Raw genomic sequence first — 20,476 nt, 5'->3', positions numbered from 1 at the left:
TGCCAGGCATCAGGCCCTGCGCGAAAAGCGTCTAGGAGCCAAGAGCCTCACGGACGAAGTCCAAACGATCCTGACCGAAGAACATCTCCTCGCCGACGAAGCAGGTCGGCGCCCCGAAAACGTCGCGTTTGACCGCCTCCTCGGTGGTTGCCTTGAGCGCATCCTTCACCTGCGGTTCGGCGATCTGTGCTTGCAACGCAGCCGCATCGAACCCGGCTGCCGCCAGTACGCCGGCCACCTTGGCTGGATCGCCCATATTTACCCCGTCCACCCAGATCGCCTGGAACAGCACCCGCACGGCCTCGGCGAAGCGCTCGGGCTGGTGCAATTGAACGGCCACCAGCAGGCGCATCAGCATCAGGGTGTTGATCGGGAAATGCGGGTTGAAGCGCATCGGCACGCCATAGCGCTCGGCAAAACGCGCCAGGTCGCGAATCATGTAGCGCCCCTTGGCCGGAATCATCGCTGGCGAGGCGTTGCCGGTTGCCTGAAATACACCACCGAGCAGCATCGGCCGATAGACCAGCGTTGCTCCGGTTTCGCGGCACAGTTCAGGCAACTGGGTATGGGCCAGGTAGGACGCAGGGCTGCCCAGGTCGAAGAAGAACTCCACCGTCTTGCTCATCAGCTTCACTCGCTCGTTATTGTGGTTATCAGCTCAGTGCAGGTTACCAGCGCTCCATCCACGGACGCAGATCCAGTTCGAAGGTCCAGGCATCGCGAGGCTGCGCGTGCAGGAACCAGTAACTGTCGGCGATATGCTCCGGATCGAGAATGCCGTCCTGATCCTTCTTCGCGTACAGCTCGGGAAAGCTGTCGCGGATGAAGGCAGTGTCGATGGCACCATCGACCACCACATGAGCCACATGCACGTTGAGCGGCCCCAGCTCACGCGCCATGCTCTGCGCCAGCGCGCGGATGCCATGCTTGGCCCCGGCGAAGGCGGCGAACCCGGCGGCGCCACGCAAGCCAGCTGTGGCCCCCGTGAACAGGATAGTGCCGCGCCCGCGTGGAACCATGCGCTTGGCCACCGCCTGGCTGGTGAGAAAACCCGCGAAGCAGGCCATTTCCCAGATCTTGAAATACTTGCGCGCCGTCTCGTCGAGGATGCTGCACGGCACATTGGCGCCGATGTTGAAGACCATCACTTCGATTGGCCCAATATCGCGCTCGATACCCTCGACCAGCTCCGCTACCTGCTCTTCGCGCCGCGCATCGGAGGCAAAGCCATGCGCCTCACCACCTTCACGGCGGATCTCGTCCAGCAGCGGCTGCAGCTTGTCGAGGCTGCGCCGGGTCACGCAGGCGACATAGCCTTCACGGGCAAAACGCCGGGCAATGGCACCACCGGTGGCATCGCCAGCGCCAATGATCAAAGCGACCTTCTTGTTCTCGTTCATGGTCTTCTCCATTGACTAACGATCGTTAGCTGAACGAACGTTATGCTACGATTCTGGACAGGTCAAGCCATCTTCATAACGGAGCCCTCATGCGCTATTCCGCCGAACACAAGGCCGAAACCCGCGAACGCCTGCTGGCCAATAGCGGTGCCATTGCCAAGCAGCACGGATTTGCCGTGACCGGCGTCGATGCGCTGATGAAAACCCTCGGCCTGACCGGCGCTGCCTTCTACAGCCATTTCCCCAGCAAGGATGCCCTGTTCGCCGAATTGATCGAGCGCGAGCTGCGCAACAGCCTGAGCCGCCTTGGCGGCGAGCCGGGTGACGCTGGGCGTGACAAGCTGCAGCGTTGCCTGGCTGCCTATCTCAGCCTGGCACATGTCGAGCAACCCGACAGAGGCTGCGTGCTGCCGGCACTTGGGGCGGAAATCGCGCGTGCCGATGAAAGCGTACGACAACGAACCGAGCAGCAGATCTTGCAGTTGCAAACCACCTGGGCCGAGATCATCGGTGACCCGCAAGTGGCCTGGACGATTCTCGCGCAATGCCTGGGCAGCCTGTTGCTGGCACGCATGATGGCCAGTCAGGAATCTCGCCAGCAGGTACTCGGCGCCAGCCTGGACATGCTCGAACACACATTGAAGCCTGTCGGCCAAGCGCCGATACCGTTACCCTAGGCAGGTTCTTTCTGCCAGGATCGACCCATGTCGCACACCCCTTCCCCGCTGGTTGGTGAAACCCCGCTGCACGCCGTCGAGGTGCGCATCCTCGGTTGCCTGATCGAGAAGCAACTGACCACCCCGGAAACCTACCCACTGACGCTCAATGCCGTGCAGTTGGCCTGCAACCAGAAGACCAGCCGTGAGCCGCTGATGAACCTGGAAACCGGTGAGGTCGGGCGTTACCTGCGCAGCCTGGAAGGCCGCAAGCTGGTGCACCTGGTGATGGGCAGTCGTGCCGACCGCTGGGAACAGCGCTGCGAGAAGCAACTGGAACTGGTCAAGCCGCAAACCGTACTGCTCGGCCTGCTCCTGTTGCGCGGCCCGCAGACGCTCAACGAGCTGCTTACCCGCAGCAACCGCATGCACGACTTCGACGATGTCGAGGAGATCCAGCACCAGCTGGAACGCCTGATCGGTCGTGGCCTGGCCGTGCTGCTGCCGCGTCAGAGCGGTCAGCGCGAAGATCGCTACATGCATCTGCTGGGCGAGCCTGCCGATCTGGAGAGCCTGCTGGCCAGCCGTCCGAGCGGACGCAGCGAGGCGCCGGCACCTAACGACGATCGGCTGGTCGAACTGGAAGCGCGCATTGCCGCACTCGAAGAACGCCTGGCGCGCCTAGAAGGCGCGCAATAACCGATTTACCCATGGAAAAGGAGCCCACAGCGTTGAACCTCAAGACTCGTTTCAGCCTGATTCTCGCCACCGCCCTGTTCGCTGCCGGTTGCAGCAGCACGGCTGAAAAATCCGAACCGGCGGCCAAGCCTGCCGATACCAGCCAGGGCTGCACTTCCTCAGCCGTAGAGCACCTGCAAGGCAAGGTGGCCACACCGGAGTTGCTCGAACAAGCCCGCCAACAGGCAGGCGCCACCACCGCACGCGTACTCACCCCGGGCAGTGTGGTAACCCTGGAATACAACGGCCAGCGCCTGAACCTCAACGTCGACGATCAGCGCATCATCACCCGCGTTTCCTGCGGCTGATTTGCACCTGCCGCCGCTTCATGGAGCACCATATGATGCGAATGAGGCGACGGCAGATCTACCGACGCAGGTTTCCGTGCATCCTCTAGCGCAATGATAATTAGCGCGCTAGCCTTTACCTGAACCGCTATCTGACGAGCTGCCGACATGACCTCCAAAGTGGAACCTTGCGCCGAACTGCTGCTGGACAACCAGCTGTGCTTCGCCCTCTATTCCACCTCGCTGATGATGACCAAGACCTACAAGCCGTTGCTGCAGGCGCTGGGGCTTACCTACCCGCAATACCTGGCCATGCTGGTGCTGTGGGAGAACGAAGGCATCACCGTCAGCGAGATCAGTGCACGTATGCTCACCGATCCCGGGTCGCTCACCCCGCTGCTCAAGCGTCTGGAAAGCGAAGGTTTGCTCCAGCGCCAGCGCAGCAGCCAGGACGAACGCGTGGTGCAGTTGCATCTGACCGACAAGGGTCGAGCCCTGCACGAACAGGCCAAGGCTCTGCCGGCTTGCATCCTCAAGGCCAGCGGCCTGAATCTGGAAAAGCTCGGCGAACTACGCAACGACCTGGTCGAGCTGCGCAGCCATCTGCAAGACGCCCTCTGATCCCAGGCGATGACGGCCATCGCCACTTATCCTCGTCCTGATTAGCCAGGCATCTCTCTTAGCAGCTCTTCGCTACGCACGGCGAACCCGACGGGTCTGCGCAGGCGTCTCCCCTTCTCTTCAGGCTTCTGCCTACCCTCAGATCAGAAATTTCCCAGTCTATTTCCTGAGAAATAGCGCTGTAGACCGCGATCCATCTGCTTATTCCACTAGGCAAACCTGCATATAGCTAAATATTCAACCCAATTAACTTGCGCGCAAAACATTTGCGCAATAGAGTTCGCTCCATGGAAACGGTTAGCGCACAAAACATTAGCAAACCAATCCATCACCAATTACCCAATGAGGATTACCGCCATGACTATCGAAAACGTTCTCTACCGTGCAACCGCTGAAGCCTTTGGTGGCCGTGAAGGCCGCGCTGTTTCCTCCGACGGCATCCTGGACATCGCCCTGACCACCCCGAAAGAGCTCGGCGGCGCTGGCGGCAACGGCACCAACCCGGAGCAACTGTTCGCCGCTGGCTACTCCGCCTGCTTCCTCGGTGCCCTGAAGTTCGTCGCCGCTCGCGACAAGCTGAACATCCCGGCCGACACCTTCATCGAAGGCACCGTGGGCATCGGCGCGATCCCCACTGGCTTTGGCATCGAAGTGGAACTGCGCATCAGCCTGCCCGGCCTGGCCCCTGAAGCAGCACAAACCCTGGTGGATCGCGCGCACATCGTCTGCCCGTACTCCAACGCCACTCGCGGCAACATCGACGTCACTTTGACCATCGTCTGACAGATTCGGGCGAACGCTCACGGCAAGGCCGTGAGCGGGGCCCAAGAGGAGATCACACCATGAAAGCTCGTCCCCTGTTCACCGCCGCTCTGGCAGCCGTTTCGCTCAGTGCCTCCCTCGGGGCCTTTGCCCAAAGCACCGCCACCCCCTACCGCTACGGCACCCCGCTGGATATCGCCAAGGTGATTTCCATCGACGTACCGGCCAGCCCGCAGTGCGAGGTGGTAACCGCAAAAATGACCTATCGCAGCAGTGCCGGCCAGCTGGAAGTGCTCACCTACGAGCAGCTGTCCAGCGTTTGCACCAACCAGAACTGATTCCAGCAGCCCTCTACCGACAAGGAGTTTGACCATGAAAATCTCGCGCACTCTGACTGCCGGGCTGCTTGCCCTGGCCATCAACAGCAGCTTCGCCGCCGGCAGCCCCGGCGTCGAGCGCACCACCCAAGGGTTCCTCGACGCCCTGGCCGCTGGCGGCGGTCAACCACTGGAAACCCTCTCGCCGAAAGACGCCCGTGCCGTACTGGTCGGTGCTCAGGCCGGGGTCAAGGTGGATCTGTCAGGTATCGTGGTCGACACCAAGGTGATCCAGGTGAATGGCCAGTCGCTCACCCTCAAGGTGGTACGACCGGAAGGTGCGCGCGGCATTCTGCCGGGCTTCATGTTCTTCCACGGCGGTGGCTGGGTGCTGGGTGACTATCCGACTCACGAACGCCTGATCCGTGATCTGGTGGTGGGCTCTGGTGCTGCTGCGATCTACGTCGACTACACGCCGTCGCCCGAGGCCAAGTACCCGACCGCGATCAACCAGGCATACGCTGCAACCAAATGGGTCGCTGACAACGGCAGCCAGATCAGTGTCGACGGTTCGCGCCTGGCAGTAGCCGGCAACAGCGTTGGCGGCAACATGGCAGCCGTGGTGGCCATCAAGGCCAAGGAAGCCGGTACGCCAAAACTGCGCGCCCAGGTGCTGCTGTGGCCAGTGACCGATGCCAACTTCAACAATGCGTCCTACAACCAGTTCGCCGAAGGCCATTTCCTGACCCGCGGCATGATGGAATGGTTCTGGGACAACTACACCACCGACCCGAAACAGCGTAACGAGATCTATGCCTCGCCACTGCGCGCCAGTCTGGAACAGCTAAAAGGTCTGCCGCCAGCCCTGGTGCAAACCGCCGAGATGGACGTGCTGCGCGATGAAGGCGAAGCCTACGCCCGTCGCCTGAACGCGGCGGGTGTGCCGGTGACCACCGTGCGCTACAACGGCATGATCCACGACTATGGCCTGCTCAATGTCGTGGCTGAAGTACCGGCGGTACGTACTGCGCTGGATCAGGCTGCGCAGACGCTGAAGAACAGCCTCAAGTAAGTGGCTGAAAAAAGAAACCCCGCCACCGGTAACGGTTGCGGGGTTTTCTTTTGATCATCGTCCTTCGCGGCTAAAGCCGCTCCTACGCGAACGCTGCTACATCTGTAGGAGCGACTTGGCGCCATTCCGCTTCAGCCGCGAATTGCTGCTTACACGGCGCTACGCACCTGCTCCCAGGTTAGATCCAGGCACTTGCGCGCTTTCTCCACCAGCTCATCCACTTCCGCCTGGCTGATCACCAGCGGTGGCGCGATGATCATGGTGTCGCCCACCGCGCGCATGATCAGGCCGTTGTCGAAGCAGTGGCCGCGGCAGATCATGCCCACGCCCACATCACCCGGATAACGCTTGCGCGTCGCTTTGTCCTGCACCAACTCGATCGCACCGAGCATGCCGACGCCACGCACTTCGCCTACCAACGGATGATCCGCCAGCTCACGCAGGCGCTTCTGCAGGTACGGTGCGGTTTGCGCCTTCACGCGCTCGACGATGCCCTCTTCCTTGAGAATACGCAGGTTCTCCAGCCCCACCGCTGCCGCTACCGGATGCCCGGAATAGGTGAAGCCATGGTTGAAGTCGCCGTGCGCCTCGATCACCTCGAACACCTTGTCGCTGACGATCAGCCCACCCATCGGCACGTAGCCGCTGGTAAGGCCCTTGGCGATGGTCATCAGGTCAGGTTTCAGGTCGTAGTACTGGCTGCCGAACCACTCGCCGGTACGGCCGAAGCCGCAGATCACCTCGTCGGCGACGAAGAGAATGTCGTACTTGGCGAGGATTTCCTTGATGCGCGGCCAGTAGCTGTCCGGCGGAATGATCACGCCACCGGCGCCCTGGATCGGCTCGGCGATAAAGGCTGCGACATTGTCTTCACCCAGTTCGAGAATCTTCTTCTCCAACTGGTCGGCGGCCCAGATGCCGAACTCTTCCGGCGATTGCTCGCCGCCCTCGCCGAACCAGTACGGCTGCGGGATATGCGCGATACCTGGAATCGGCAGGTCGCCCTGCTCGTGCATGAACTTCATGCCGCCGAGGCTGGCGCCGGCCACGGTGGAGCCGTGGTAGCCATTGTCGCGACCGATGATGATTTTCTTGTTCGGCTGGCCCTTGCACGCCCAGTAGTGGCGCACCAGACGCAGCATGGTGTCATTGCCTTCCGAACCCGAACCGGTGAAGAACACATGGTTCATGCCGGCCGGCGCCAACTTGGAGATGGCATGCGCCAGTTCCAGGACTGGCGGGTGAGCGGTCTGGAAGAAGGTGTTGTAGAACGGCAGCTGCAACATCTGTTTGGAAGCTGCAGCGACCAGCTCCTCGCGGCCATAGCCGACGGCCACGCACCACAGGCCAGCCATGCCATCGAGGATCTTGTTGCCCTCGCTGTCCCACAGGTGCACACCCTTGGCCTCGGTGATGATGCGCGGGCCCTTCTCGGCCAGCTGCCTGTAATCACTGAACGGCGCCAGGTGGTGGGCCTGGCTCAGCGCCTGCCAGTGTGCGGTTTTCGAGTTATTCATGTCGCCTCCTTCGATCCGGGACATCACAGATACCAGCGGTATTCGCGCGGGCTGATGTCGTGCATGAAGGCCAGGTGATCCTGGCGTTTGTTCTCGCAATAAACCATGACGAACTCGCTGCCGAGGCCGGCGGCGACGCGCTCGCTGGCCTGCATTCGGCGCACGGCGTCGAGCATGTCGTTGGGAAAGTCGACGCCGCTGCTGCGGTCGTCATTCAGTGGTGCGATGGGTTCGACCTGAGCGTCGAGGCCATGCTCGATACTGGTCAGCAATGCCGCCAGCACCAGATAGGGGTTGGCATCGGCGCCCGGCAGGCGGAACTCCAGGCGCAGGTTGCGCGCGTCCGACTCGGGAATGCGCACGCAGGCGTCGCGATCCTCGAAGCCCCAACTGGCCTTGCTCGCCGAGTTCACCTGGGCGCCAAAGCGGCGGTAGCTGTTGTGGTTCGGCGCGTAGATCGGCATCAGTTCCGGCAACAGGCTCAGACAGCCGGCCACGGCATGCCGCAATGGGCGCTGCTCGTCACGCGCCAGCAGGTTGTCGCCAGCCTCGTCGTACAGACTGACGTGGATATGCATGCCACTGCCCGGATACTGCAGGTACGGCTTGGCCATGAAGCTGGCGCGATGGCCATGCTTCAACGCCACGCCACGGGTCAGCCGACAGAACAGCGCCGACCAGTCGGCAGCCTGCATCGGGTCGGCGCTGTGGCTAAAATTGATCTCGAACTGCCCCGGGCCGATCTCGGCGGTGATCACCGTGGTGTCGATACCTTGCAGACGTGCGGTCTCAGCGATGTCGTCGAGTACATCGGCGAAACGCGAGAGCCGCTCGATGTGCATGTTCGGTTGATCATCGGCATCACCGCTCACGTCATCGCGTGGGTACTGCGGCAGACCATCCTTGAGCGACTTGTCGAACAGGTAGAACTCCAGCTCGAAGGCCACCACCGGGCGAATGCCACGCGCAGCCAAGCGCTGCACCACGCGCGTCAGCACCTCGCGCGGCTCGAACTCGATGGGCGCTTCGGTGCCATCGGAGCTGATCAGCATCTGCCCCAGCGGCTGGCGCTCCCAGTTCACTAGCTTGAGCGTGCCGGGGATCAAGCGCCGCGGCGCGTCCGGATCACCATCATGGAAGCAGTAGTCGCCAATCTCGTAGAGCCCGCCCTGAGCACCGAGCAGCACGCAGTTCTGCGGCAGTTTCAAAGCACTGCCGGCGGCAACCTTCTCCAGCATCTCGATGGGGTAGCGCTTGCCATAGAAATGCCCGGGAATGTCCAGGCAGATCAGGTCGACGAAGCGCACCTCGGGGTGGGCCTGGCGGAATTGACGGACTTCATCGAGTAGCTCGACTCGGGTGGCGTTCATTGTGGTTATTTCCGATTCACGGGAGGTCAGGTGTAGATCCACAACACCCGCGCGGGGGTGTAGCCTTGGTTGGCATAACGCAGGCGCGCATAGCTCGGCACCTGGAATACGTCGCCGGGGTAAAGAGTGGCGCTCTGTTCGTCCTCGCCCAGCCACAGCGTCAGTTGGCCTTCGAGCACGTAGCCGGCCTGCTCGGAACGGTCGCTCATCTGCCGCTCGCCACTGCTGGCGCCGGGTTCGAGCAGGCTGTCCACCACCATGAACGCGCCCTGCAAGGTGGGCGACGCCATGATGTCGGTGATGCCGCCAGCCAGGTACAGGGTGCGGCGCTCGTCCGGGCGGGTGACCCAGTCCAGTTCCTTGGGTTTGGGCAGGCTGTAGAAATAGGTGGTCGGTACGTCGAGCGCCTCGGCGATGGCGGTCAGATCCTCCACCGTCGGGCGCGACAGGCCACGTTCGACCTGCGAGAGAAAGCCCACGGAACGACCGATACGCTCGGCCAGCTCATTGAGGGTGACCTTCTTATGCTTGCGCAGGTCATGGATGAGCACGGCCAGAGCGGCCATCTCCAGATTCTTGTCCATATCAGGGCTGTCCATTTCAGAAGCTGTCTCTCAGTCGGTACCAGGCCTTGCCGATGGCCTCGAGCGGCGCCGCCAGGCGTTCGCCGAACGGGAATTCGGGGTTGTGCAGTTGCCGGTACAACGCCAGTTCGTCGTCATTGCCGAGAATGGCATCGCTGACCGCCCGCGCCGCTGCCAGGGTCGGCAACACGCCGTGGCCGGAGAAGCCCTGCAGCCAGTAGCGGCCGTTCTCACCGCCGATGTCCGGCGTACGGGCGCGGGTCACGTCGATGTGGCCGCCCCAGGCGAAGTCGATGGCCACACCTGACAACTGCGGGAAGACACGTTCGAGGAACGGTCGAGTGGCCGCCGCAACGTCCTTTGGCAAGCCGCCCAGGTAGGTGCAGCCACCGCCGAACAGCAGACGGTGATCCGGCGTACGGCGGAAATAGTCGAGAACGAACTGGTTGTCGGTCACGCAGGCATTGCGCGGCAACAATGCCTCGGCACGCTCGGCACCCAGCGGTTCGGTGGCGATCTGGTAGGTGCCGACCGGCAGAATGCGCCGGGCCAGACGGGGCTCCAGGCTGTCGACATAGGTGTTGCAAGCCAGTACCAGCTTGTCAGCCTGCACACTGCCCTGCTCGGTACGTACGCGGTAGCCATCGCCATGCACGCTCTGGCTCAGCGCACGACTCTGCTCGAAGATCTGCCCACCGGCATCGACGAAGGCCTCGGCCAGACCGAGCGCCAGCTTTAGCGGGTTGAGATGCCCGGCTTCAGGGTCATAGAGGCCGGCGCGATAACGCTCGCTGGCGACCCATTCAGGCATTTGCTCGCGGGACACGAACTGCAGTGCGCGGTGCCCCCATTTGTACGCGGCCTCCTCCTGCCACTCATGCAGCAACGCCACACGCCGGGGCAACACCGCCGTCCACAGGTGACCGCGACGGTAATCACAGTCGAAACCATGGCGCTGCGGCAATTCACGTATTTCCTGGGCTGCCCAGGTCATGCCGTCCCACAGACGGCGAGCACGCTCGAGACCGAGTGCGTGTTCCAGCGGCGGCATATCGCAGGACCAGCCCAGAATCGCTTGTCCGCCGTTGCGCCCGGAGGCAGCCCAGGCTACGCGACTCGCTTCCAGGAGAATGACCCGACGGCCCGCCTGAGCCAGACGCAACGCGGTGTGCAGGCCACTGAAACCAGCGCCGACCACCAGCACATCACACTGCAAGGCACCTTGCAGGGCCGGATAGTGCTTCAGTCGATCTCTGCAACTGTCGGCGTAGTAGCTATCGACGTGCTCACTGGCGTGGCGGAACATAGACGACTCATGAAATTTAAAATGATTAATTTCATGAAAATCTATAGAGATAAATTCACAAAGGCAAGCCTGAGCGGCTCAGGCGACCTGCTGCTGCAACTCCACCGCACAGTCGAGATGGGTGAACAGCCCTTCATTGATCGCTTGCGCCAACACCAGGCGCAGGCCTTCGCTACCGAGGAAGGCTTCGCGTGCCGCCACCGAGCGCCACTGCCCTTCCACCTGCCAGATCAGCGGGTCGCTACGCAGTGGGAATACCCGCAGACGCAGACAACCGGGAATATCACGGCCAATTTCGTCCAACCGGGCCAGGCACTGCCCCAACCGAATCGAACGGTCGTGGCGAGCGCGGATGGTCATACGGTAAATGATGCTCATGGCAACCTCCTGGAATCGCTCAGTACATACCGGCAGCATTTCGCTGCAGAACATGGGGCGCTGCGTTCGGCTCATCGAAAACCACGCGCCCGCCGACCTTGGAGTCGAGCCAGGCAGTGGCTAGCAGTAACAGAGTCAGCGGCGCGATCAGCCATTTGCCGGACATGGTCTCCTCCTCCTGGCCCATGAGCCACCTCGACGGGGTGGCATCGCTCGCATCAGCGCAGGGGCACGACGCGATGGCTACAGAGATTAGGGCGAAGGTCACGAAGACGTTAGTCGATTACTGGCAAATTCTTGCCTAAAACTGCCACACCAAAGAACGCACCTGATGAGTGAACGGGACAGCAAGAATCCCTGAAATACTCTGTATCACTGGCCATTTGCCCATTACTGGCAAATATTTGCCTAATCCTGCCGCCCCTCATGACTTGCCTGAAAAACCTGGATAGGCTTCGCTGACCTTTCGGAGGCTCGCCATGCAGTCACCCATTCACACCGCAACAAATCTCGACACTCCCCTTGCCGAACTGAGCCACGAAATGGCGCGCCTGGTCGAACGCTTCGTCCCCGAGGACGGACTGCACCTCACCGCCGTTCCCGGCCTGAAGCTGGCGCGCGCCACCACGCCGAGCCTGCCGATGCAGACGGTTTACGACCCGTGCCTGTGCATCATCGCGCAGGGGCGCAAGGAGATTCGTCTGGGCGATGAGCTCTATGTTTACGATCCACTGAATTATCTGGTGGCTTCAGTGGTTCTGCCGGTAACTGGACGGGTGATCGAGGCCAGCCCCGAGGCGCCGTACCTGAGTATCGCGCTGGAGATCGATCCGGCGCTGATCAGCAGCCTGCTCACCGAGATGCCACCGATTCCGGCGCCCGATGCCGCCTCACAGCGCGCACTGTTTCTCGACCGTCTCGACCCACGCTTGCTGGATGCGGTGATCCGCCTGTTGCGCCTGCTGGAAACCCCGCGCGATATCGCCATGCTGGCGCCATTGGCATTGCGCGAGATTTTCTATCGCATGCTGCTCAGCCCGCAGGGCCATCGCCTGCATGAGATTGTGATCGCTGACAGTCAGAGCCAGCGTATCTCCCGCGCCATCGAATGGCTGCGCAAGAACTTCGATCAGCCGCTGCGCATCGAGGAACTGGCCCGCGAGGTCAATCTCAGCCCATCGACCCTGCACCATCGTTTCAAGGCCGTTACGGCGTTCAGCCCGCTGCAATACCAGAAGCAACTGCGCCTACAGGAGGCCCGTCGGCTGATGCTGTGCGACAACCTCGAAGCCGCGGCAGCCAGCTATCGCGTCGGCTACGAAAGCCCCTCACAGTTCAGCCGCGAGTACAGCCGCCTGTTCGGCGCACCACCACAGCGTGATATCGCGCGCCTGCGCCAGGCAGCGCAGAACCAGCAAGCCTCCTGATCACCGATTTCCGTGGGAGGCGCTTCAGCGGCGAGCTTTTTCGTCTCGTTTAGGCTGATCGCGGCTGAAGCCCCTCCCACGCCTGCAGCTACAAACCCATCTGCTTGGCGATGATCTCGTTCATGATTTCCCGCGTGCCACCGCCGATGGAAAGGATGCGGTTGTCGCGGTACAGGCGCTCGACCAGGCTCTCACGCATGTAACCCATCCCGCCCATGATCTGCACGGCGTCGTAGGTCAGGCGGTCGGCGATATCGGTGGCGAAGTTCTTGGCCATGGAAATCTCCTTGATCACGCTCCTGCCGGCCGCCATCTGCGCGGCCTGACGGTAGGTGAACTCACGGGAGACTTCGAGTTGCGTGGCCATCTCGGCCAGGCGGTGCTTGAGCACCTGGAACTTGCCTACCGGCTTGCCGAACGCCTGGCGTTCACGCGCCCACTTCATCGACTCTTCCAGCGCCAGTTGCGCGGTCATGTTGGCCATGATCGCCAGGCTCAGGCGTTCGCTCTGGAAGTTGGCCATGATACAGGCGAAACCGGCGTTCTCCACACCGATCAGGTTCTCCACCGGCACCTTGCAGTCGTCGAAGAACAGCTCGGCGGTATCCGATGCCCACCACCCCATCTTCTTCAGCTTGCGGCCAACGCTGAAACCCGGCGTGCCCTTCTCTACCAGCAGCAGGCTGACACCACCGAAGCCCTCGTTGCCCGTGCGCACCGCGACGGTGTAGTAATCGGCGCGTACACCGCTGGTGATGAAGGTCTTGCTGCCGTTGATGCGGTAGTGATCGCCCTCACGCATAGCACGGGTCTTGAGATTGGCGACATCGGAGCCGCCGGAAGGCTCGGTCACTGCCAGCGCCATGATCTTCTCGCCAGCCAGTACCTGCGGTACCACACGATCGCGCACGGCCGGTTTGGCCCACTTGAGCACCGGTGGCAGGCCGATATCCAGCGAGCCAAGCCCAGCCACCAGCCCACCGGAGCCACAGCGCATCAACTCTTCGCTGGCTGCGACCTTGGCGAATACATCACCTTCGTGACTACCACCGTACTGCTCGGGGTAACCGATACCGAGAATGCCTGCTGCGCCTGCCTTGAGGTAAAGCTCACGAGGAAACTCCTCGGCCTCCTCCCATTCATCGATATGCGGCAAGATCTCGCGCTCGACGAAGCGCCGAACGGAATCGCGAACCAGTTGATGGGATTCATCGAAATACGACAGAGGGGCGGCCATGCGGGTACTCCCGTTATTGTTTCGGCCACCCTAACCTAGCGCTTGCTTGGTTTTCAAGCGAGCGTTTCATTTTTGCTCGCGCAGCGCCTTTCTCACTCGCTCCTGCATCTCGTAGGCCGGCCCTTCCACCGACTGAAAATCGCGGGTGTAGCGCTGGGCAAAGCCATCGGTGCCCCACTCGCGGTACTGCTGCACGTGCCAGAGTTCGTGCGCCCAGAGCGTCGCATCCTGCTCAGCGGCAGCAGCGCTGCGAAACACCACCACATCGACCAGCGTCACAGCTTGCACATCAGGGTTCTGCAGCATGACGGTGGCGGCATCCATCTCATCGGTAATGCCCACACGAAAGCGCACTTCATCCAGCAAAGCGTCGTCGTAAAATGGCGCGAGCTGTGCGCGAATCATCAGAGGGATCGGTTCGGTACCAGCGCGTAGCGCTGCCTGGCGAGACTGCAGCAACCAGGCTTCGAGCCGCGCCGCCGCCAGGTTCAGGCCATCTTCACGCATCCGCACTGGATCCGGCACGCACAAGCAGGAGCCGCCCAGGCACACCTGTATCTGCCCGGTCGGGCACTGGGCTTGTGCGGTCAGGGGCGCTGCCAGCAGGAGCAGCAGGGCAATACGGCGCAGAGTGTCGTTGATCACAGGCACTCCGAATAGAAGGGGCTGATGGTTCAGAGACTGATCGGGCGCCGACCGGCCAGTGCGTGAGCCAGCGTGCCGCCATCGACCAATTCCAGCTCGCCACCAAGTGGCATGCCATGGGCGATACGCGAAGCGACCAGGCCTTTGCCGGCAAGGATCTGCGCGATGTAGTGCGCCGTGGCCTCGCCCTCTACCGTCGGGTTGGTCGCCAGGATCACTTCGCTGAACGCACCGGCCTCGATACGCTCTAGCAACGCTGGAATACCAATGGCCTCCGGGCCCAGGCCATCAAGCGGCGACAGATGCCCCTTGAGCACGAAATAGCGCCCGCGAAAACCGGTCTGCTCCACGGCATGCACATCCATCGGGCCTTCCACCACGCACAGCAAGCTGTCATCGCGGCGCTCGTCCAGGCACAGCTGGCAGATCTCGTCTTCGCTCAGACTGCGGCAGCGCTTGCAATGCCCAACCCCTTCCATTGCAGCATTGAGCGCCTGCGCCAGACGCTGACCGCCGCTGCGATCACGCTCGAGCAGTTGCAGCGCCATGCGCTGTGCGGTCTTCTGCCCAACACCAGGCAGGATGCGCAGAGAGTCGATCAACTGGCGAATAAGGGGGCTGAAGCTCATGGAAGTCCTGCAAAAATTGGCGGGCAATGATCTGGTGGGCTAAAGCCCACCCTACGAACTGAACATGCGATCAACACAAGTAAGAGTGGCGATCAGGCGGCGTGCAGGGCAAGGCGCCGGCGAACGAGGAACCGCAGTGTGCTGGAGCACATGAGGATTCCGAGTTCGCCGGCAACGCTGCCATGTGCGTCGACTGGACGGCACGAAGCCTGTCAGAAAGGCATTTTGAAGCCGGGGGGGAGCTGCATCCCTGCCGTCATGCCGGACATCTTGTCCTGGCTGTTCTGCTCGATCTTGCGCACGGCATCGTTGACCGCTGCAGCGATCAGGTCTTCGAGCACTTCCTTGTCTTCCTGCATCAGGCTGTCATCCAGGTTGATGCGCTTGACGTCGTGACGCCCGGTCATCACCACGCTGACCAGACCAGCGCCGGACTGGCCGGTCACTTCGGCATTGGCCAGCTCTTCCTGCATCTTCTGCATTTTTTCCTGCATCTGCTGGGCCTGCTTCATCAGGCCTGCCATACCACCTTTCATCATCTCGGTATCCTCGGTGTTCGGGTTAAACAAATCGTTGAAACGACCGGTTAGCTGGGAGTATCGATAGGTTCGATGCTGTCGTCGCGCACCTTGGCGGCGAACTGCTGAATCATTTGCTGCACCAGCGGGTCGGCATGAATGGACGCTTCGGCGCTGCGCTGGCGCTCAGCGCGACGACGCGCAGCGGCCTGCGCCGGGGTTTCTTGCTCGGGCTTGCACAGCTCGATGCGCAATTTGATGCTGCGCCCCTGCTGCTGGTTCAGCGCATCATTCAGACGACGCTGCTGAGTCGGGTTGAACAGCGCGCTGTGCGCCGGATCCAGATGCAGCAGCCAGTCGTCACCGTTGGCTTCGATCAGGGTGCAGTTGGCAGCAATACTGCCGGTCATGCCGCCCAGGCCAAGCTGCGGGAACAGTGACAGCCACTCTGCCGCCAGACCGGTAGCCGGCTTGGCGGCCGGCAGAGGCTCTTCGACCGCGGGCGTCGCGGTTTCAGCTTGGCCGAAATCGTAATCGAGGGTTTCGGCGTCCATTTCGACGTAGTCGTAGTCACCAGGCGGTGGCTCGTCATCACCAGCGTCGGTATCGGCGAGTGGTTGTGCAATCTCACTCGGCACCGACATTTCAGCCGGTGCAGCCTGCTCGACAAGAGGCTCGGCAGCCTTGATCTCCGGCTCAGCCGGGGCGACTGGCTGAACGGGCTCGGCGACAGGCTCAGCAGCCTTGGCGGTTGCCCAAGGCACATCCACCACAGGAGCAGCGGGCTCGGGCTCGGGCTCGGACTCGGGCTCGGGCTCGGGCTCGGGCTCGGCGGGCAGGCTAGCGGCCGGCGCTACAGGCACGTCAGCAGGCCGAACCGGCTCGCTGACAACCGATGTGACACTTGGAGCCGGCAGCACAGGGCTGGGCTCAACCGCAGCAGGGGCGACGTGAGCGATTGCAGCCGCCGGAGCGACGACGGGAGCTGGAGCAGAAACCAAGGGAGCCGGCATAGCGGTGCCGGCCACTGGGCTTTGTTGGGAATCAGCAGTGGCCTGGCTGATCCCCAAGGGCTTTAGCGTGACCTTGGGTGCATCGTCGCCTCCCGCCGGACGGAAAGCCAGCATACGCAGCAGCACCATCTCGAAGCCACCGCGCGGCTCAGGCGCCAGCGGTAAATCACGACGGCCAATCAAGCCCATCTGATAGTAGAACTGCACGTCCTCGGCCGGCAGTGCCTGGGCCAGTTGCAGTACGCGCTCGCGGTCACCCTGACCGTTGTCGACTGCTTCAGGCAGCGCCTGGGCTATCGCCACACGATGCAGGACGTTGAGCATTTCCGAAAGCACGCCATTCCAGTCCGGCCCCTGCTCGGCCAGATGACGCACCGCTTCGATCAGTGCCCGCGCATCACCTTCGATCAGCGCATGCAATACGCCATAGACCTGACCGTGATCGAGTGTGCCGAGCATGGCGCGCACGTCAGCCGCCAGTACCTTGCCTTCCCCAAAAGCGATGGCCTGGTCGGTCAGGCTCATGGCGTCGCGCATCGAGCCGTCGGCCGCGCGGCCGAGCAGCCACAGGGCGTCGTCCTCGAACGGTACGTTCTCGGCAGTGAGTACGTGGGTCAGGTGCTCGACCACCCGCTCCGGCGGCATGTTCTTCAGCGAGAATTGCAGGCAGCGCGACAGCACGGTGACCGGCAATTTCTGCGGGTCGGTGGTGGCGAGGAGGAATTTGACGTGGGGTGGCGGCTCCTCCAGCGTCTTCAACAGGGCGTTGAAGGAACTGGTGGAGAGCATGTGCACTTCGTCGATCAGGTAGACCTTGAAGCGCCCGCGGCTCGGCGAATACTGCACGTTGTCGAGCAGCTCACGGGTGTCTTCGACCTTGGTGCGGCTGGCGGCGTCCACTTCGATCAGGTCGACGAAGCGGCCCTCGTCGATCTCCCGGCACACCGAGCAGGTGCCGCAGGGCGTGGAACTGATGCCGGTTTCGCAGTTCAGGCACTTGGCGATGATCCGCGCGATGGTGGTCTTACCGACGCCGCGGGTGCCGGTGAACAGGTAGGCATGGTGCAGACGCTGGCTATCCAGGGCGTTGATCAGGGCTTTGAGCACATGGGTCTGGCCGACCATTTCGCGGAACGAGCGCGGACGCCATTTACGTGCAAGAACCTGATAACTCATGGAAAACCGTCATATGAGGAAAGCAAAAGTGGGCTAATCCTAGCGGAGCAACCGGCAAATTGCATCCGCCACCGGCATGTATGCAGCGGCATCGCTCTGACCCGAGAAATAGCGCTGGTTATTTCTTGAACAAAGCAGTATCATCCGCGCCGTTCGTACCACGCTGTAAGTCATTAAGGCCTTTGCGCCCCCTCGCTGGTTTCCCGGTTCAACGTCTAGCGCATCCCCGCGCTACCGCCCTCCCCGATCCCACCTGCTGACTGATCAGGCCGACTCGCCGTTTATCGGCGCAGTTCCTCTGCCTGCCTCCGACGTACCGACCACGCCGAAGAACCGTAACAATGGAACTTTATCGTGCTAATCAAGCTCCGATCGGTTGACATGCTATGGCCGCTTTTCGGCCAACCACATGGAGCTACACCACGCGCAACGAAGCGCACATGCTTTAAGGAAATACCTAGAAAAATGAATGCTCAACATCAAATTCAGAAAGCCATCAGCACGCTGACTCACGCCTTCGCTCCCTTCGATTGCCGCATCCAGGCAGCGCGCAAGGGCAGCTTCAGCTTTACCCTGGTCGACAAGACCGGTATCGCCCAGTACAGCCAGCGCCTCTACCCTGGCCAGTACAACGACGAGTCGCTGCAACAGGTGATCGAGCGTACCCGCCAGTCGCTTACAGCCTGAACTAAATCATCATCCTGAGGTCGAAGGTTGCCAACCTCAGGATGGAGTAGGACATGGAACTCACCAACCAGCAACTCGTCGATCATCTGTTCAATCCGCTGCGCGCCAGCTTCAGCTCGCCACGACCGGACGGCAGCATCATCCTCGCCCTGCTCGACGAGAGCGACAGCACCGTCTACAGCCGCGTCCTGGCCAAGCCGCAAATCACCGACCAGAATGCCTTCGCCCAGAGCCTGGAAGAAATCCGCCTGGAACTGGCCGTGCGCGCCGGCAATATCCCGGCGGATCTACGCAAGACGCTCAAGGAACAGGACAGCGTGCTCAATTACCGCATTGCCTGATTCCCTGCATTAACGAGAAAGCCCGCATCATGCGGGCTTTTTTATGGGTGAACGATCTATCGCGAGCCAGGCGCCGCCAATACCTCGAGGGAATTCATCGACGCCGCCCTCTCTTCCTCGTGCACTGCCTTGACCAGGCAATAGCAGATCAGCAGCAGAACCAGCGAGAACGGCAGCGCCGCAACAATCGTGGCGGCTTGAAGCCCTTGCAACCCACCGGCCAGCAACAACACAGCCGCCAACGCACCAAGGCCGATGCCCCAGATGACGCGATAGCTACGCGGCGGGTTCGGATTGCCCATCGACAGAATGGTGCAGATCACCAGGGTCGCCGAGTCAGCCGAGGTGACGAACCAGCTGGCGATCATCAGCGTCGCCAGTGCGGCCATTGCCATGGTCGCCCATTCCACGCTCAGGCCTTCGATGGTCTTGTACAGCACCATCGTCAGGTCGTTGTTGGCAACGCTGGCCAGATCGACGCCACTGAGCTGCAAGTGCACGCCAGTACCGCCCATGATGACGATCCACAGGAAAGCCCCCAGGGTCGCCGACAGCATGCCGCCTACCACCACCTGGCGCACGGTACGGCCGCGGGAGATGCGCGCGATGAACATCCCCACGAACGGGCCCCACGACAGCCACCAGCCCCAGTAGAAGATGGTCCACCAGCCCTGCCATTGGCGCTCTGGCTGCGGGTCGGTCCACAACCCCATGGGCACGAAATGAGCGAGGTAGTCGCCGATACTGGTGGCATACAACCCCAGCAGAAAAACCGTTGGCCCGGCCAGCAAAAGGAACAGGAAAAGGACACTGCTCAAGCGGATGTTCCAGTGACTGAGCCAGAGGATGCCGCGCCCGACGCCGGAGACCGCCGAGAGGGTCGCCACGATGGAGGTCACCGCGATCAACAGCAGCTGCGTACCGACCGATACCTCCCAGCCGAACATGTAGCTGAGCCCCGCATTCATTTGTGACACGCCCAGGCCGAGGGTCGTGGCAGTACCGAACAGGGTACTGAAGATCGCCAGCAGATCGACCGCGTGACCGATGGGCCCATGGATACGCTCCCCCAGAATCGGATAGAGCGCCGAACGCACCGTCAGTGGCAGGCCACGACGGTAGGTGAAGTAAGCCAGGATCAGGCCAACGATGATGTAGATGGCCCAGCCATGCAGGCCCCAGTGGAACATGGTGATGCGTAACGCAACCTGAGCGGCCTCCACACCACCGGCTTCGACACCGGCCATCTCCATGAAGGGATTGCCCTGCATGTGCATCAGCGGCTCGGCGATGCTCCAGAACAACAGGCCGGTTCCCACTGCCGCACTGAACAGCATGGCGAACCAGGAATAGTTGCTGAACTCCGGACGCTCATCATCCTTGCCCAAGCGCAGGTTGCCGAAACGGCTGAGGCCCACCCAGCAGGTGAAGAACAGCACGCCGCTGACCACCGCCACGTAGTACCAGCCCAAGGATCGCTCGATCCAGGCCTTAGCACCGCTGTAGAGGCCGTTGGCCAGATCGGCGTTGGTGACAGTGAACAGCACGAAGGCGAACACCATGGCGATGGAGGCAATCGCCATGGTTGGGCTGACTCCCGCGAACCAGCGTTCGAGAGGCGAGTTGGGGCGTACGCTCACAGGCGTCTCCTTATTCTTGTTGTGCAACCAATGGGGCGTCGCAGGCATGCATGGATGCCAAACCGGGTATGGCTCCACCAGCACCTGACGCACCGAAGTGATGAGCCAGAGTGCGCGCTGGAGAATGGCCAGCCTTGCGATATATTATGGTATAC

At 61.9% G+C, this 20,476-nt stretch carries 24 protein-coding genes; 10 read left to right on the top strand and 14 right to left on the bottom strand.

Annotation, left to right across the window (positions count from 1 at the left end):
- Window positions 1–31: 31 nt before the first annotated feature.
- On the bottom strand, window positions 32–625 hold the full coding sequence (locus tag HS968_RS12105) for a 2-hydroxychromene-2-carboxylate isomerase (protein ID WP_182371427.1): 594 nt from the start codon (window positions 623–625) through the stop codon (window positions 32–34).
- Window positions 626–668: 43 nt separating this feature from the next.
- Window positions 669–1,400: an SDR family oxidoreductase gene (locus HS968_RS12100; RefSeq protein WP_182371426.1), complete on the bottom strand. Its 732-nt coding sequence runs from the start codon at window positions 1,398–1,400 to the stop codon at window positions 669–671.
- An 89-nt stretch (window positions 1,401–1,489) separates the two neighbouring features.
- Between HS968_RS12100 and HS968_RS12095 the strand changes: the two genes are divergently transcribed.
- The 7 genes from HS968_RS12095 (at window position 1,490) to HS968_RS12065 (ending at window position 5,853) form a co-directional block, all read left to right on the top strand.
- Entirely contained in the window at window positions 1,490–2,077 is a 588-nt protein-coding gene (locus tag HS968_RS12095) for a TetR/AcrR family transcriptional regulator (RefSeq protein ID WP_182371425.1), read from the top strand.
- A gap of 27 nt (window positions 2,078–2,104) precedes the next feature.
- Window positions 2,105–2,755 carry a YceH family protein gene (locus tag HS968_RS12090; RefSeq protein ID WP_179621660.1) on the top strand — a complete coding sequence of 217 codons (651 nt, stop codon included), beginning with the start codon at window positions 2,105–2,107 and terminating at the stop codon, window positions 2,753–2,755.
- A 32-nt stretch (window positions 2,756–2,787) separates the two neighbouring features.
- Entirely contained in the window at window positions 2,788–3,102 is a 315-nt protein-coding gene (locus tag HS968_RS12085; protein WP_182371424.1) for an I78 family peptidase inhibitor, read from the top strand.
- Window positions 3,103–3,249: 147 nt separating this feature from the next.
- Entirely contained in the window at window positions 3,250–3,702 is a 453-nt protein-coding gene (locus HS968_RS12080) for a MarR family winged helix-turn-helix transcriptional regulator (RefSeq protein ID WP_106741801.1), read from the top strand.
- Between the two features lie 357 nt (window positions 3,703–4,059).
- On the top strand, window positions 4,060–4,485 hold the full coding sequence (locus tag HS968_RS12075) for an organic hydroperoxide resistance protein (protein ID WP_182371423.1): 426 nt from the start codon (window positions 4,060–4,062) through the stop codon (window positions 4,483–4,485).
- 59 nt (window positions 4,486–4,544) lie between these two features.
- Complete coding sequence (locus tag HS968_RS12070; RefSeq protein WP_182371422.1) at window positions 4,545–4,802, top strand: DUF2790 domain-containing protein; 258 nt, start codon at window positions 4,545–4,547, stop codon at window positions 4,800–4,802.
- 34 nt (window positions 4,803–4,836) lie between these two features.
- The gene (locus tag HS968_RS12065; protein ID WP_182371421.1) at window positions 4,837–5,853 is read left to right on the top strand and encodes an alpha/beta hydrolase; all 1,017 of its coding nucleotides are present in this window, start codon (window positions 4,837–4,839) and stop codon (window positions 5,851–5,853) included.
- Between the two features lie 149 nt (window positions 5,854–6,002).
- Here the strand turns inward: HS968_RS12065 and HS968_RS12060 are convergent, their stop codons facing one another.
- The 6 genes from HS968_RS12060 to HS968_RS12035 form a co-directional block, all read right to left on the bottom strand.
- Window positions 6,003–7,370, bottom strand: coding sequence for an aspartate aminotransferase family protein (locus HS968_RS12060; protein WP_182371420.1), 1,368 nt, complete (start codon window positions 7,368–7,370; stop codon window positions 6,003–6,005).
- A 23-nt stretch (window positions 7,371–7,393) separates the two neighbouring features.
- Complete coding sequence (locus HS968_RS12055) at window positions 7,394–8,740, bottom strand: glutamine synthetase family protein (protein ID WP_182371419.1); 1,347 nt, start codon at window positions 8,738–8,740, stop codon at window positions 7,394–7,396.
- 26 nt (window positions 8,741–8,766) lie between these two features.
- Window positions 8,767–9,324 (bottom strand): helix-turn-helix domain-containing protein, encoded by a 558-nt coding sequence (locus HS968_RS12050; protein ID WP_182371418.1) that lies wholly within the window; start codon window positions 9,322–9,324, stop codon window positions 8,767–8,769.
- Between the two features lie 16 nt (window positions 9,325–9,340).
- A complete protein-coding gene (locus HS968_RS12045; protein ID WP_182371417.1) occupies window positions 9,341–10,630 on the bottom strand; it encodes an NAD(P)/FAD-dependent oxidoreductase in 1,290 nt (429 codons plus the stop codon).
- A gap of 78 nt (window positions 10,631–10,708) precedes the next feature.
- A complete protein-coding gene (locus HS968_RS12040) occupies window positions 10,709–11,008 on the bottom strand; it encodes an antibiotic biosynthesis monooxygenase (RefSeq protein WP_119691091.1) in 300 nt (99 codons plus the stop codon).
- A gap of 19 nt (window positions 11,009–11,027) precedes the next feature.
- Window positions 11,028–11,174: a hypothetical protein gene (locus HS968_RS12035; RefSeq protein ID WP_179589592.1), complete on the bottom strand. Its 147-nt coding sequence runs from the start codon at window positions 11,172–11,174 to the stop codon at window positions 11,028–11,030.
- A 313-nt stretch (window positions 11,175–11,487) separates the two neighbouring features.
- On the opposite strand from HS968_RS12035, the gene HS968_RS12030 reads away from it, so the two are divergent.
- Window positions 11,488–12,435 carry an AraC family transcriptional regulator gene (locus tag HS968_RS12030; RefSeq protein ID WP_182371416.1) on the top strand — a complete coding sequence of 316 codons (948 nt, stop codon included), beginning with the start codon at window positions 11,488–11,490 and terminating at the stop codon, window positions 12,433–12,435.
- A gap of 88 nt (window positions 12,436–12,523) precedes the next feature.
- On the opposite strand, the gene HS968_RS12025 is transcribed toward HS968_RS12030, so the two are convergent.
- From HS968_RS12025 to dnaX, 5 genes are all read right to left on the bottom strand, one after another.
- Window positions 12,524–13,672 carry an acyl-CoA dehydrogenase family protein gene (locus HS968_RS12025; protein WP_182371415.1) on the bottom strand — a complete coding sequence of 383 codons (1,149 nt, stop codon included), beginning with the start codon at window positions 13,670–13,672 and terminating at the stop codon, window positions 12,524–12,526.
- A 66-nt stretch (window positions 13,673–13,738) separates the two neighbouring features.
- The gene (locus HS968_RS12020; RefSeq protein ID WP_182371414.1) at window positions 13,739–14,317 is read right to left on the bottom strand and encodes an eCIS core domain-containing protein; all 579 of its coding nucleotides are present in this window, start codon (window positions 14,315–14,317) and stop codon (window positions 13,739–13,741) included.
- 29 nt (window positions 14,318–14,346) lie between these two features.
- A complete protein-coding gene (gene recR / locus HS968_RS12015) occupies window positions 14,347–14,946 on the bottom strand; it encodes a recombination mediator RecR (RefSeq protein WP_074940391.1) in 600 nt (199 codons plus the stop codon).
- Window positions 14,947–15,158: 212 nt separating this feature from the next.
- Window positions 15,159–15,485 carry a YbaB/EbfC family nucleoid-associated protein gene (locus HS968_RS12010; protein ID WP_179621669.1) on the bottom strand — a complete coding sequence of 109 codons (327 nt, stop codon included), beginning with the start codon at window positions 15,483–15,485 and terminating at the stop codon, window positions 15,159–15,161.
- A 47-nt stretch (window positions 15,486–15,532) separates the two neighbouring features.
- Window positions 15,533–17,653 carry a DNA polymerase III subunit gamma/tau gene (gene dnaX / locus HS968_RS12005; protein WP_182371413.1) on the bottom strand — a complete coding sequence of 707 codons (2,121 nt, stop codon included), beginning with the start codon at window positions 17,651–17,653 and terminating at the stop codon, window positions 15,533–15,535.
- 465 nt (window positions 17,654–18,118) lie between these two features.
- On the opposite strand from dnaX, the gene HS968_RS12000 reads away from it, so the two are divergent.
- Window positions 18,119–18,340 (top strand): hypothetical protein, encoded by a 222-nt coding sequence (locus HS968_RS12000; RefSeq protein ID WP_119691085.1) that lies wholly within the window; start codon window positions 18,119–18,121, stop codon window positions 18,338–18,340.
- 53 nt (window positions 18,341–18,393) lie between these two features.
- Window positions 18,394–18,681 carry a DUF3509 domain-containing protein gene (locus HS968_RS11995; RefSeq protein ID WP_119691084.1) on the top strand — a complete coding sequence of 96 codons (288 nt, stop codon included), beginning with the start codon at window positions 18,394–18,396 and terminating at the stop codon, window positions 18,679–18,681.
- 56 nt (window positions 18,682–18,737) lie between these two features.
- On the opposite strand, the gene HS968_RS11990 is transcribed toward HS968_RS11995, so the two are convergent.
- Window positions 18,738–20,321, bottom strand: coding sequence for a BCCT family transporter (locus HS968_RS11990; protein WP_202884207.1), 1,584 nt, complete (start codon window positions 20,319–20,321; stop codon window positions 18,738–18,740).
- Window positions 20,322–20,476: the final 155 nt, after the last annotated feature.

This window comes from Pseudomonas berkeleyensis, assembly GCF_014109765.1.
Classification (GTDB): Bacteria; Pseudomonadota; Gammaproteobacteria; order Pseudomonadales; family Pseudomonadaceae; genus Aquipseudomonas; species Aquipseudomonas berkeleyensis.
Note: the sequence above shows the minus strand (reverse complement) of the source record. Positions and strands in the feature narration are given on the sequence as shown.

What these genes read in the sequence shown, in the direction of transcription:
- HS968_RS12105 (WP_182371427.1), bottom strand. Translation starts at nt 625, where the DNA reads ATGAGCAAGACGGTGGAGTTCTTCTTCGACCTGGGCAGCCCTGCGTCC.
- HS968_RS12100 (WP_182371426.1), bottom strand. Translation starts at nt 1,400, where the DNA reads ATGAACGAGAACAAGAAGGTCGCTTTGATCATTGGCGCTGGCGATGCC.
- HS968_RS12095 (WP_182371425.1), top strand. Translation starts at nt 1,490, where the DNA reads ATGCGCTATTCCGCCGAACACAAGGCCGAAACCCGCGAACGCCTGCTG.
- HS968_RS12090 (WP_179621660.1), top strand. Translation starts at nt 2,105, where the DNA reads ATGTCGCACACCCCTTCCCCGCTGGTTGGTGAAACCCCGCTGCACGCC.
- HS968_RS12080 (WP_106741801.1), top strand. Translation starts at nt 3,250, where the DNA reads ATGACCTCCAAAGTGGAACCTTGCGCCGAACTGCTGCTGGACAACCAG.
- HS968_RS12075 (WP_182371423.1), top strand. Translation starts at nt 4,060, where the DNA reads ATGACTATCGAAAACGTTCTCTACCGTGCAACCGCTGAAGCCTTTGGT.
- HS968_RS12070 (WP_182371422.1), top strand. Translation starts at nt 4,545, where the DNA reads ATGAAAGCTCGTCCCCTGTTCACCGCCGCTCTGGCAGCCGTTTCGCTC.
- HS968_RS12065 (WP_182371421.1), top strand. Translation starts at nt 4,837, where the DNA reads ATGAAAATCTCGCGCACTCTGACTGCCGGGCTGCTTGCCCTGGCCATC.
- HS968_RS12060 (WP_182371420.1), bottom strand. Translation starts at nt 7,370, where the DNA reads ATGAATAACTCGAAAACCGCACACTGGCAGGCGCTGAGCCAGGCCCAC.
- HS968_RS12055 (WP_182371419.1), bottom strand. Translation starts at nt 8,740, where the DNA reads ATGAACGCCACCCGAGTCGAGCTACTCGATGAAGTCCGTCAATTCCGC.
- HS968_RS12050 (WP_182371418.1), bottom strand. Translation starts at nt 9,324, where the DNA reads ATGGACAAGAATCTGGAGATGGCCGCTCTGGCCGTGCTCATCCATGAC.
- HS968_RS12045 (WP_182371417.1), bottom strand. Translation starts at nt 10,630, where the DNA reads ATGTTCCGCCACGCCAGTGAGCACGTCGATAGCTACTACGCCGACAGT.
- HS968_RS12040 (WP_119691091.1), bottom strand. Translation starts at nt 11,008, where the DNA reads ATGAGCATCATTTACCGTATGACCATCCGCGCTCGCCACGACCGTTCG.
- HS968_RS12035 (WP_179589592.1), bottom strand. Translation starts at nt 11,174, where the DNA reads ATGTCCGGCAAATGGCTGATCGCGCCGCTGACTCTGTTACTGCTAGCC.
- HS968_RS12030 (WP_182371416.1), top strand. Translation starts at nt 11,488, where the DNA reads ATGCAGTCACCCATTCACACCGCAACAAATCTCGACACTCCCCTTGCC.
- HS968_RS12025 (WP_182371415.1), bottom strand. Translation starts at nt 13,672, where the DNA reads ATGGCCGCCCCTCTGTCGTATTTCGATGAATCCCATCAACTGGTTCGC.
- recR (WP_074940391.1), bottom strand. Translation starts at nt 14,946, where the DNA reads ATGAGCTTCAGCCCCCTTATTCGCCAGTTGATCGACTCTCTGCGCATC.
- HS968_RS12010 (WP_179621669.1), bottom strand. Translation starts at nt 15,485, where the DNA reads ATGATGAAAGGTGGTATGGCAGGCCTGATGAAGCAGGCCCAGCAGATG.
- dnaX (WP_182371413.1), bottom strand. Translation starts at nt 17,653, where the DNA reads ATGAGTTATCAGGTTCTTGCACGTAAATGGCGTCCGCGCTCGTTCCGC.
- HS968_RS12000 (WP_119691085.1), top strand. Translation starts at nt 18,119, where the DNA reads ATGAATGCTCAACATCAAATTCAGAAAGCCATCAGCACGCTGACTCAC.
- HS968_RS11995 (WP_119691084.1), top strand. Translation starts at nt 18,394, where the DNA reads ATGGAACTCACCAACCAGCAACTCGTCGATCATCTGTTCAATCCGCTG.